This is a genomic window from Leifsonia sp. NPDC056665, from assembly GCF_042791795.1.
Taxonomy (GTDB): Bacteria; Actinomycetota; Actinomycetes; order Actinomycetales; family Microbacteriaceae; genus Leifsonia.
In genome coordinates this window covers 174,347-184,928 of sequence record NZ_JBHTXK010000003.1, presented here as the reverse complement: position 1 = coordinate 184,928, position 10,582 = coordinate 174,347, and the positions used below count along the sequence as shown (strand labels likewise).

Genomic DNA, 10,582 nt, shown 5'->3' with positions numbered 1-10,582 from the left:
GGCTGTCGGGCGAACGGGGTGATAGGTTACCTTGGAGTGTGACATTCCAGGAGGCGCCCGCTGTGACCGACACCGAGACCGAGACCCGCCGACCACGCGCGCGCAAGGCCGCGCTGTATCTGACGATCGCGGTCCTGGCGGCCTCCGCGGTGTTCGGCGCGGTGCTGATCGTCGTCGGGGACCAGGCGAACATCGCCGGCCGCGCCTGGATGACGCTGCTGCTCGTCGGCGCGTTCGCGGGCGCCGTTGCGCTGGACGCGACGGTATCCAGCGGCCCCAACCGCTGGTACCTGCCGGCGTCGACCATCACGAACGCCGTCCTGGTCGCGGTCGGGCTGCTGAAGCTGTGGAACGGCATCCTCCAGCACGACGACACGGCGGACCCCCTGGTCTGGGCGGTGCAGTTCTGGCGCTTCGTGGGTGTGGTGGCGCTCGCCCGCCTGGCGCTGCTGCTGACGCAGGTGTACGGACTGCGCTTCGTGACGCGGGCCACCTCCCGCGTGGCGTCGATCGGCGGAGTAGTCACGCTCGCCCTCGCCTGGGCGACGGTGCTGGTGCTCGCCCTTCCGGCGATCCTCCCGGCGGCGATCTGGCCGGAGTGGTGGTGGCGGCTGGCATCGGCGACCACCCTCGTCGCGGCCGTCGCGGCGGTCATCCCGCTGATCGTGCGGGCGTTCGACGCGAAGCCGGCGCCCCGCGGCGACCAGTCGGGTCCCGAGTTGCGACCGTATCCGCCGTACGCGTTCCCAGAGCCGGGGGCCCACGCGCACCCCCAATCACCTCAGGCGCACGTTCACCACCAGTATCCGCAGCAGCCGGGCGCAACTCCACCGCCCCCGCCGGGCACAGCCCCGCAGCCTCAGCCGGCCGCCGCTCCTCCCGCGACGAACCCGGCTCCACCGACGGCCTCCGGCTTCTCGCCGCCGCAGTAGCCGCAGGGCCTCACCGCGACGCGAGCCCCGCCGCCGCCTCCAGCACCAGCAGCGCGGCTAGGCGCACCGTGCGCTGGTCGGGGGTGTCCGCGGTGGCGTCGACCTCCGCGATGTCGATCGAACGGACACGGGAGTCCGCGCCCGCGAGCCGCGCGAACCTCCGCAGCTCCCACGCCGCGATGCCGCCCGGAACGGAGGCAGGGCAGCCGGGGGCGACGGAGCGGTCGCACACGTCCACGTCCAGGTCCACGTGGACAGGGCCTCCGGCAGCGCCCGCGACCTCCAGGGCCTCGGCCATCACGTCGTCGATCGGACGGAGGTGGAGGTCGTCGCGCGGGATGACGGTGATGCCGTACTCCTGCGCCCGCAATGCGTACTCGGCCGAGTTGGCGAAGTCGGCGATGCCGATCTGGACGATCCGGCGGCCGTCGAGTCCGGCCTCCACGAGGCGGCGCACCGGCGAGCCGTTGGAGACGCCGTCGCGGAGGTCGTAGTGGGCGTCGAGTGTCACCAGCCCGGCCATCGGCACGGCGTCGCCCCACGCGCCGAGCGCCGCGGGGACGGTGAGGGAGTTGTCGCCGCCGACCGCGACGGTCAGGCGCGAGCGCGAGACGGCCTCCCGCACGGCGTCGATCGCCCGGCGCTCGCCCTCGGGGCCGTCCGGCTCCGCCACGTCGCCGGCGTCGGCGAACCGGAGCGCCTCGACCGCCAGCTCGGGAACGTGCAGCGAGTACCGCCGCAGCGCCTCCCGCACGGCGCCCGGCGTCGCGTGCGCGCCCGTCGGGGACAGCGACGTGCGCCAGGTCGGGAGGCCGATCATCGCCACATCGACCTGCCCGTCCGGGAGCTCGGCGAGCGACGGCCAGGAACCGGCGCGGGGCCAGAGGGGATCGACGGAGAGACTCATACCGCGACGCTAGCAACGCCTGTCCGCGCCGGCGCGCGCCACCCCACCTCCGCTGTCTGGGATCCCGGACGCGCGCCTTCAGCGCAGTAGCCGAGGGGCGCGTAAACGCCCCTAAAAGCGCGTTCTAAGGGCGTTTACGTGCCCCTCGGCGTGATGGTGGTGCTGGGTGCGACGCGGCCGGCGGTCAGAGCTGGCGGCCGCCCGCGGGGGTCGTGAACACCGGGGGCTCCGGCGACTCGCCGTCCGGCGTTCCTCCGGCCGAACCGCCGGCAGCGGCCTCGCCGCCCTTCGCCGCCCGGCGGGCGATGCGGCGCTCGCGCGCCCCCTCCACCAGGTTGTACAGCGTCGGCAGCACCACAAGGGTCAGCACCGTGGACGAGATCAGGCCGCCGATCACCACGATGGCGAGCGGCTGCGAGATGAAACCGCCATGCCCGGTCACGCCGATCGCCATCGGCGTCAGGGCGGCGATGGTCGCGAGCGCCGTCATCAGGATCGGGCGCAGACGACGGGACGCACCGTGCACGACCGCGTCGCTGACCGTCAGACCGCGGGCGCGGTACTGGTTGACCAGGTCGATGAGCACGATCGCGTTGGTCACCACGATGCCGATCAGCATCAGCACGCCGATGAGCGACGCGACGCCGAGCGGGATGCCGGAGGCGAGCTGCAGCAGGATGGCGCCGGTCGCCGCGAACGGCACCGAGACCAGCAGGAGCAGCGGCTGCCGCAGCGAGCGGAACGTCGCCACCATGACGATGTAGACGATCAGGATCGCCGCCAGCAGCGCGAGCCCGAGCTGACCGAACGCGCTCGACTGGCTGGACGAGACGCCGCCGATCTTCGCCGTGGCACCGGCCGGGAGGTCGGCGTCCTTGAGCGCCTTGGTGACGTCTGCGTTGGCGGTCGTCAGATTGTCGGTGGCCGGCGTCGCCGTGACCGCGGACGTCCGCAGCCCGCGCTCGGTCGTCACGGTCGACGGGCCCTTGGCCTCCGTGACGGTCGCCACCGAGCTGAGGGGAACGACGCCCTTCGCGGTCGGGATCGGCAGGTCGGACAGCCCGGCGACCGTGGTCGGCGGGTTGTCGCTTTGCAGGTAGATGTTGAGCGTCGAGTTCTCGATCGCGACCGAACCGATCTGGGTCGGCTGCATCGCCTGGGAGACGAGCGTGCCTACCGCGACCTCGCTGAGGCCGGCCTCGGCGGCCTTCGTGCGGTCGACGCTCACCGAGACGTACGGCAGCGATGCGCTCAGGTTGTCGGTGACCTGCTTCAGCGACTGGTGCTTCTTCAGTTCGGCGACGACGGAGTCCGTGGCCTTCTGAAGGTCGGCGTTCGAGCTGGCGGTGATGTCCACCTCGATGTCGGTGGAGCCACCGAACCCGCTGGACGCGGACACGGTGATGTCGCCGGCGCCGGTGATCGACGCCATCTCGTTCTGAATGGTCATCTGGAGCTTGTCCTGGTCGGCGTTCGCGTCGGTCGTGACCGAGAACGTCGTCGCGCCGCCGCCACCGGTGAACGCGTCGCGCAGCGACGATCCGCTGGAGCCGATCGAGACCTGCACGGTCTTCACGCCGTCGGTATGCAGGAGCTTGTCCTCCACCTTGCGCGCGGCGTCGTCCTTCGCCTGGAGGCTCGCGCCCGGGTCGAGGGTCTGCGAGACGGTGAGCGAGTTCTGGCCGCTCGAGCCGAGGAAGTTGGTCTTGAGCAGCGGGACCGAGAAGAAGGTCAGGATCAGCACGATCACCGCGGCGACGACGGTCAGCACGGAGTGCTTCAGCGTCCAGCGGATGATCGGGAGGTAGCCCTTCTGCAGGCGCGACGGGTGCTCGAGCTCGTCGTGGCCCGAGGCGGTGGCCTCCGCCACCGAGAGATGGGCGGCCTCGTCGTCGAACTCGCCGCCCTCGTGCTTGCGGGCCTTCGGCGCACGCAGGAACCAGTACGCGAGCACCGGCACGATCGTCAGCGCGACCAGCAGCGACGAGAGCAGCGCGATGGTGACGGTCAGCGCGAACGGCCGGAACAGCTCGCCCGTGACGTCGCCGACGAACGCCAGCGGCAGGAACACCGCCACGGTCGTGATCGTGGACGCCGTGATCGCCCCGCCGACCTCCCGCACCGCGCGGATGATCGTGACGGCCCGGTCCACGCCGGGCACGAGTTGCCGTTTGATGTTCTCGATGACGACGATCGAGTCGTCGACGACGCGGCCGATCGCGATGGTGAGCGCGCCGAGCGTGATGATGTTGAGCGTGTAGCCGCTCGCCCACATCACGATGAAGGTGATGAGCACGCTGGTCGGGATGGAGACCACGGTCACGAGGGTGGAGCGCACCGACAGCAGGAACACCAGGATGACGATGACCGCCATCCCGAGGCCGAGCAGGCCCTCCTCGGCGAGCGAGTTGATCGACTGCGTGATGAACGGCGCCTGGTCGAAGACGACGGTGATCTTGGCGTGGTTCCCGAGTTTGGTCTCCAGGCTGGGGATGAGTGCGGACACCGCGTGCGAGACCGCGACGGTGTTGGCGGAGGGCAGCTTGGTCACCGCGATAGTGAGCGCGGGCTTGCCGTTGACGCGCGAGAGCGAGGTGATCGGGTCATCGTTCTGCGCGACGGTCGCGACGTCGCCGATCGTCTTCGGCGTGGCGTTCGCGGCGGCCGCAGCGGCGGCCTGACTGGAGGCCGCGCCTCCCGCGGTCGCCCCTCCCGAAGCAGCACCGGCGGCACCGCCGGTCGCGCCCGACGAAGCCGTCGCGCCCGTGGACGACTTGATGAGCGGCAGCGCCTGGATGTCCGCCACCGACGTGAGCTGGGCCCCCGACTGGATGGTGAGCGTCTGGCCGTTCTCGGTGATCGACCCGCCGGGCAGCAGAACGCCGTTCTGCTGCAGCGCGTCCTTGATCGCCGACGCACTGAGGCCGGCGGCGGCGAGCTTGGCGGTGTCCGGCGTGATGGTGATGCGCTGGCCGACCTCGCCGACGAGCTGGGCGTCGTTGACGCCGCTGACGGCCTTGATGTCTGGGAGTGCGAGCTTGGTGATGTCGTCGCCGAGGGTGCGCTGGTCGGTGTCGCTGCTGACCGCGAGCTGGATGACGGGGAGGTCGTCGATGGAGCCGGAGAGCACCTGCGGGTTCACGCCGGACGGCAGCGTCGACTTGATCCGGTTGATGGCCTGGTCGATCTTCTGCTCTGCCGTCGCCAGGTCGGTGCCGTACGTGAACTTCGCCGTGATGATCGACTGGCTGGTGCTGCTGACCGCGGACGTGGAGTCGAGGTCGGGCACGCCCTGGATGGCGGCCTCCACCGGCGTGCTCACGTCATGGTTGACGACCTCGGGCGACGCGCCGGGGTAGCTGGACAGCACGACGAGCTGCGGGAAGGAGATCGACGGCACGAGCTCCTGCTTGAGGCTGGTCAGCGCGACGCCGCCGAAGATGGCGGCCACGATGGTGACGAGCGCGATGAGGGCGCGGTTCTTCATGCTGAGAACGGCGAGATAGTGCACGGAGGGTCCCCTCGGCGGAAGTGATCGGACTGACGGCGACGACAGAGGCGCTGCAGAAGTCTCTCATTGCAGGCTGTGCAATTTCCTCATGCCGTAGTACGACTTGGGCCAGGCACCCGGGTCCGACGCCTCGGCGCCGGGGCCTCAGCGCAGGCCGCGGATCACCGTCACGAGCAGGGTCTCCAGGCTCTCGCGGAAGTCGATCCGGAAGCGGGCGAGCTCCGGGTCGAGCTCGTAGGCCTCCGCCATGCCGGGCGAGAGCCGGCAGGTCGACCAGATGCCGCCGATCCCGAGGGTCACCGCGCCGACGAAGACCAGTGTGCCGCGGGGGTCGTCGCCGATCCACGGCGCGGCCAGCGAGCCCAGCCGGGCCGCGTCCGCGAGCAGTGCGCGCTTGTAGGCGAGCGCGACGGGACCCGAGATGTTGTGTTCGAGGATGCCGGGGGCGGCCGCGCACAGTTCGGCGAAGACGGGACGGTCGGCGGCGGTGTCCGCCACGGCCTCGCCGAGGGACTCGGGCGTGCGGTCGACGGTGGCGGCCAGCCGCTTCTCCAGCGCGTCGAGCCAGGCCGCGAACTCGCGCCCGTAGAGCTCCAGCAGCACGGCCTCCCGGGACTCGAAGTACCGGAGTACGTTCGACTTCGCCAGGCCGACGCGGCGCGCGAGCTCGTTGAGGCTGAGGTCGGCGACGCGGGTGTCGGCCAGCATGCCCGCGGCCGACGTGAGGATGTCCTCCCTGCGCCGCGCGCGCTGCTCCTCGCTGCGCGCCCGGCTGAACGTCGCCTGGGACATCACCCTCCCTCTTGCTAACAGACCATCGGTCTATTAGCGTATCCCGTAACAGACCAGCGGTTCATTATTTCACGACCAGCGGAGGAAACCGTGTACAACGTCCCCGACCAGACCGGACGGCACATCGTCGTCACCGGAGCCAACAGCGGCACCGGCAAGGAGGCCACCGCCCGGCTCGCCGCCGCGGGCGCCCGCGTGACGATGGCCGTGCGCAACCTGGAGAAGGGCGAGGCCGCCCGCGCCGAGCTCCTCGCCCGTGTTCCCGGGGCCGACCTCCGGCTGCGGAGGATCGACCTCGCCGACCTCGCCAGCGTGCGCGCCTTCGCGGAGGGGATGCTGGCCGACGGCGAGCAGCTCGACACCCTCGTCAACAACGCCGGCGTGATGATCCCGCCGAAGCGGATCGAGACCGTCGACGGGTTCGAGCTGCAGTTCCAGAGCAACTTCCTCGGCCCGTTCCTGCTGACGAACCTGCTGCTGCCGCGCCTCCTGGAGTCGCCGAAGCCGCGGGTGGCGACGATGTCGAGCGGCACGGCCGACTTCGGGTCCATCCACTTCCGCGACCTCCAGTTCGAGCGGCGCTACAGCGCTCCGCGCGCCTACGCGCAGTCCAAGCTGGCCGACCTCCTGATGGCCCTGCGCCTCGCCCGGCTCTCCGACACGCGGGGCTGGGGGCTGCTCAGCACGGCGGCGCACCCCGGCTACACGCGCACCAACCTGCAGACCGCCGGCCGCAACCTCGCCCGCGGGGACGGGAAGCAGCTCCAGCCGTCCAGCAGCACCCTCCTGCCGTCGCAGGGCGTGGAGCAGGGGGCCGAGCCGCTGCTGTTCGCCGCCGCCGACCCTGGCGCGGTGCAGGGCGCGTACTACGGTCCTTCGCGGATGGCGCTGGTGGGGCCGACCCACCGGGCGCAAATCCCGCGCAGCGCCCGTGGCCGGGACCTTCCCGCCTCGCTCTGGGCGGTGGCGGCGGAGCTGACCGGTGTGGATGTGCAGACCACGCTGGGGAGCGGGGCCGCGAAGTAAGGGCAGCTCGCCTCAGACCACGTTCGGCAACGCCCCCGCATCGAAGTACGGCGCGGGCTCTGCAGACGCCATTGCCCACGCGCGCTCCAGCGCGGCGAAGGCCCGCCGCGTCTCGTCCTCGCTGTACGTGATCGGCACCCGCAGGAACCGCTCGAACGCCCCGTCCAGCCCGAACCGCGGGCCGGCCGCGATGAGGAGGCCGTGGTTGCGCGCGGCGAGCGCGAGCGACGAGCTGACCGGCGCGCCGATCCCGATCCAGGCCGCAAGGCCGCCGTGCAGGCGGGGGATGCGCCACTCGGGGAAGACCTCCCCGGCCAGGCGGCGCACGGTCTCCCGGCCCGCGGCGAGCTGCACGCGGCGTTCTTCGAGGATCTCGCGCGTCTGCGGGAGCATCCGCGCGACGACGAGCTGCTCGATCATGGGCGTGCCCAGGTCGGTGGACGGCTTCGCTACGATCAGCCGCTGGATCAGCGGGCGCTCGGCGCGGATCCAGCCGATCCGGAGGCCGCCCCAGAGGCTCTTGGAGGCCGAGCCGATGAGCAGCACCGGCGGGTCCCCTGCATTGCGGTGGGCATAGGTCGGCAGCGGCAGGTACTCGCCCGGCCGGTCGATGTCGAGGTCGGCCGTCGTCTCGTCGCCGACTACGATCGTCCCGTGCGCCGCCGCAGCGGAGAGGATGCGCTCGCGGGTCGCCGGCGACATGGACGCGCCGGTCGGGTTGTGGAAGTCCGGGATCAGGTACGCCAGCGCCGGGCTCGCGCGCCGGATCGCCTGCTCGGCCGCGTCGGCGTCCCAGCCGTCGTCCCCGGCGGGCTCGCGGCCGTCCGGGTCGAGGGCGTGCGGCGCGTCGTCCGGTGGCGTGACCGTGATCGGGAGGAGCCGGGCGCCGGCCAGCCGCAGAGCCTCGGTCGCGTGCGGGTAGGTGGGCATCTCGACCAGCGCGCGGTCGCCGCGCGACAGGAAGGTGCGGGCGATGAGTGCGATGGCCTGCTGCGCGCCGACCGTGACCAGGATCTGATCGGCGGTGGTCGGGAGGCCGCGCTCGGCATACCGGTCGGCGATCGCCTGGCGCAGGTGCGGCAGTCCGACCGGGTCGTAGCCGGAGTCCGGGAGGAAGTGCGGCAGTTCCTCCGCGGCGGCGCGCGCGGCGGCCGGGAGGGAGGCCGCGGCGGGCAGGGCCGCCTTGGTGAAGTCGAGCATCCCCTCGCCGCCGGTCGTCGGCAGGGCCAGCGCCGGGCCGGGGAGGCGCGCGACGCTGCCGGAGCCGCGCACGCTGTCGAGGAAGCCGCCCTCCCGGAGCTGCCGGTAGGCCGCGCTGACCGTCGTGCGGCTCAGGTCGAGCCGGCCCGCGAGGTCGCGCTCGGCCGGGAGTCGGGTGCCGATCGGGATGCGGCCGTCCAGCACGAGCAGGCGGACGCGGTCGGCCAGCGACTGGTAGCCGGGGGCCGCGCCGCGCCAGTCGCCGAGCAGCGACTCGAGCGAGCGGGCGGAGAGTTGGGCGTCGGGCATGCGGGCCACTTTATCCGGATTGGCCTCTTGATGTAAGGCCAATCGAGCGATTGGATTGTCATCATGTCCCGCTTCTTCCTCACCCGGCGCCTCGGCCAGCTCCTGGTCGGACTGTTCCTGTACGGCATCGCCATCGCGCTGATGGTGCGGGCCGGGATCGGCGTCTCGCCGTGGGACGTGCTGGCGCAGGGGGTCTCGTACAAGACGGGCATCCCGTTCGGGCTGGTGACCAACCTGGTCGGACTCGTCGTGCTGGCCTTCTGGATCCCGCTGCGGCAGCGGCCGGGGCTCGGGACCGTGCTGAACGTCCTCCTGGTCGGGCCGAGCGCGCAGCTCGGGCTCTGGATCATCCCGCAGCAGACCGTGCTGTGGGCCCAGGTGCTGGTCTTCGTCGCCGGGCTGCTGCTGCTCGCGGTCGCCACGGGCCTCTACATCGGGCCGAAGCTGGGGCCGGGGCCGCGCGACGGGCTGATGACCGGCCTCCACGCCCGCACCGGCCGGCCGATCTGGGCGGTGCGCACGGCGATCGAGGTCACGGTGCTCATCATCGGCTGGTTCCTCGGCGGCAACGTCGGCGTCGGAACGCTCGCGTTCGCGCTGCTCGTCGGGCCGCTGTGCAGCCTCACCCTCCCGTTCTTCGCCATCCGGATGCCGGAGCCCGCGCCAGCGGACGCCGAGCTGGAGGGCGAGCTCGAAGGCACGGCGGAGCAGGGCCCCGGCCTCCGCGCGGAGGGTGCGGACGAGCGGGATGCCGTCCGTTTCGACGTGCGGGACGGCATCCTGCTCGAATCCGACGCGGCGACGCGGACGCGCGCGGTCGACCGCACGGACTCCCCGCTGGTGCGCGGCCCGCAGCCCGACCGCGCCCCGACCGAGCCGCCCGCCCCGCGCCGCGGCGGCGCCCGCCTCATCGAGGCGCACTGGCTCGACGACCGCCTCACCGGCCGCACCCGCACCCGCCGCGCGTAACCCAGCAATCTCTCCCGGAGTTATGTACGCGACACGCCGGGTGCGAACGTACACAACTCCGGAATCGATCGCTGGGTTACGCGAGGTGGGTGGCGGCGTAGACGCGGAGGGCGTCGCGCACGAAGGTGGCGCCCTCGGCGCCGCCGTAGTTGGCGGCGAAGCGCGGGTCGGCGACGTACATGTCGCCGAGCCCGGTCAGGTACGCGGCCGGCGGGGCGCCTGTGCCGTAGCCGGGCGTGCCCGGGATGTCGGCCAGCCAGTCGGCGTGCCGACGGGCGAGCGCCTGCGCCTCCTCCGACGCGGGGTCGACCCCGCGCGCGGCGGCGGCCGTCCAGTCGGCGGCGAGCGCCTTCTGCCGCTGCTGCCAGCCCGCGCGCTCCTCGGCGGTCATCCCGCGCCACCAGCGGTCGGACGACGCGTACGCGTCCTTCCCCCAGCGCTCCTCGACCTCCTCCTTGTACTGGGTGTGGTCGAAGCCGTCGAACATCTCCTCAGCCACGATCTCCCCTCCTTCCTCCACAGCGTGGATCGTCGACTCGACCGACGCGATCTGCCGCGCCAGCCGTTCCCGCTCGGTCCGCAGCCACGTCAGGTGGTCGCGCAGGGCGGGCACCGCATCCCGTCTGTCGTCGAGCACGCGGGCGATGGCCGGGAGGCCGAGCCCGAGGTCCCGCAGCAGGAGGATGCGCTGCAGCCGCACGAGGGAGTCGCGGTCGTAGTGGCGGTAGCCGTTCGCGGCGACCCGGCTCGGCGGCAGCAGGCCCAGCTCGTCGTAGTGACGCAGCGTCCTGCTCGTCGTGCCGGCGATGCGCGCGATGTCCTGGATGCTCCAGTCCACGGTCGCCTCCACCATGTCCGTCTCCTCTCGTGGGGTGCAAGAACCACGGTAGAGGTTGACGTTACGTCAATGTCAAGCGCGGCGCGATACTGTCATGC

8 protein-coding genes are annotated in these 10,582 nt (G+C 72.0%); 3 read left to right on the top strand and 5 right to left on the bottom strand.

What is annotated here, in order from left to right:
* The first annotated feature begins 62 nt into the window (after window positions 1-62).
* Window positions 63-932 carry a hypothetical protein gene (locus ACFQ9V_RS05155; protein ID WP_382458090.1) on the top strand — a complete coding sequence of 290 codons (870 nt, stop codon included), beginning with the start codon at window positions 63-65 and terminating at the stop codon, window positions 930-932.
* A 10-nt stretch (window positions 933-942) separates the two neighbouring features.
* Here ACFQ9V_RS05155 and ACFQ9V_RS05150 read toward each other — a convergent pair whose 3' ends face one another.
* From ACFQ9V_RS05150 to ACFQ9V_RS05140, 3 genes are all read right to left on the bottom strand, one after another.
* Window positions 943-1,839: an arginase family protein gene (locus ACFQ9V_RS05150; RefSeq protein ID WP_382458089.1), complete on the bottom strand. Its 897-nt coding sequence runs from the start codon at window positions 1,837-1,839 to the stop codon at window positions 943-945.
* A gap of 184 nt (window positions 1,840-2,023) precedes the next feature.
* Entirely contained in the window at window positions 2,024-5,350 is a 3,327-nt protein-coding gene (locus ACFQ9V_RS05145) for an efflux RND transporter permease subunit (protein ID WP_382458088.1), read from the bottom strand.
* Between the two features lie 144 nt (window positions 5,351-5,494).
* Complete coding sequence (locus ACFQ9V_RS05140; protein WP_382458087.1) at window positions 5,495-6,142, bottom strand: TetR family transcriptional regulator; 648 nt, start codon at window positions 6,140-6,142, stop codon at window positions 5,495-5,497.
* 90 nt (window positions 6,143-6,232) lie between these two features.
* Here ACFQ9V_RS05140 and ACFQ9V_RS05135 point away from each other — a divergent pair, with 90 nt between their 5' ends.
* Window positions 6,233-7,168, top strand: a complete 936-nt coding sequence (locus ACFQ9V_RS05135; protein ID WP_382458086.1) for an SDR family oxidoreductase — start codon at window positions 6,233-6,235, stop codon at window positions 7,166-7,168.
* A 12-nt stretch (window positions 7,169-7,180) separates the two neighbouring features.
* Here ACFQ9V_RS05135 and ACFQ9V_RS05130 read toward each other — a convergent pair whose 3' ends face one another.
* Complete coding sequence (locus ACFQ9V_RS05130) at window positions 7,181-8,677, bottom strand: PLP-dependent aminotransferase family protein (RefSeq protein ID WP_382458085.1); 1,497 nt, start codon at window positions 8,675-8,677, stop codon at window positions 7,181-7,183.
* Between the two features lie 63 nt (window positions 8,678-8,740).
* Between ACFQ9V_RS05130 and ACFQ9V_RS05125 the strand changes: the two genes are divergently transcribed.
* Window positions 8,741-9,646 carry a YitT family protein gene (locus tag ACFQ9V_RS05125; RefSeq protein ID WP_382458084.1) on the top strand — a complete coding sequence of 302 codons (906 nt, stop codon included), beginning with the start codon at window positions 8,741-8,743 and terminating at the stop codon, window positions 9,644-9,646.
* 76 nt (window positions 9,647-9,722) lie between these two features.
* On the opposite strand, the gene ACFQ9V_RS05120 is transcribed toward ACFQ9V_RS05125, so the two are convergent.
* On the bottom strand, window positions 9,723-10,484 hold the full coding sequence (locus tag ACFQ9V_RS05120) for a MerR family transcriptional regulator (RefSeq protein ID WP_382458184.1): 762 nt from the start codon (window positions 10,482-10,484) through the stop codon (window positions 9,723-9,725).
* Between the last annotated feature and the right edge of the window lie 98 nt (window positions 10,485-10,582).

Bases quoted from the DNA above. Each gene is read 5' to 3' on its own strand.
- ACFQ9V_RS05150 (WP_382458089.1), bottom strand. From the start codon at position 1,839: ATGAGTCTCTCCGTCGATCCCCTCTGGCCCCGCGCCGGTTCCTGGCCG.
- ACFQ9V_RS05140 (WP_382458087.1), bottom strand. From the start codon at position 6,142: ATGTCCCAGGCGACGTTCAGCCGGGCGCGCAGCGAGGAGCAGCGCGCG.
- ACFQ9V_RS05130 (WP_382458085.1), bottom strand. From the start codon at position 8,677: ATGCCCGACGCCCAACTCTCCGCCCGCTCGCTCGAGTCGCTGCTCGGC.
- ACFQ9V_RS05125 (WP_382458084.1), top strand. From the start codon at position 8,741: ATGTCCCGCTTCTTCCTCACCCGGCGCCTCGGCCAGCTCCTGGTCGGA.